The sequence below is a fragment of the Mesorhizobium sp. M8A.F.Ca.ET.181.01.1.1 genome (genome assembly GCF_004792025.1).
Lineage (GTDB): Bacteria > Pseudomonadota > Alphaproteobacteria > Rhizobiales > Rhizobiaceae > Mesorhizobium.
Map to the genome: position 1 here is coordinate 1 of NZ_SRTV01000066.1, position 394 is coordinate 394.

The 394-nt window shown below is 61.2% G+C and carries 1 protein-coding gene; it reads right to left on the minus strand.

Annotated features, from left to right (window positions below):
• Window positions 1-141 (minus strand): sigma factor (locus tag EN824_RS33605; protein ID WP_281041407.1); only part of this gene is annotated, 141 nt, incomplete at its 3' end.
• Between the last annotated feature and the right edge of the window lie 253 nt (window positions 142-394).

Genomic DNA, 394 nt, shown 5'->3' on the forward strand with positions numbered 1-394 from the left:
GGCAAGGTGCCACTTCAGCCAGACGTCCTGCACGATGTCCTCGGCCTCGGCGCGGCTGCCGAGCATGCGATACGCCAACGCGAGCAGACGGGCGCGCACAGCCCGGAAGCTGGATGCCTTGTCGATTTTATGTTCTTTCATGCGTGGACCTCCAGATCGTGCGTGGTGAAAAACGCGTGCGCCGCCTATGGAATTGCCGGACGACGCGCCGCGAAGGCATCCATTGCAGCTTGACGGTTGAGCGGGCCGCCGCGTGACAGGCACGCGAAAAAAAATTTGTGTCACGCCGTCTCGCGCCGAAGCGTCATACGGACAGCAGCCCACTTCAACGAGGTAGACATGCAATTCAGCTATCCACCGGTTACAGGCCTCGGCCTCGTGCCCACAGTAATCG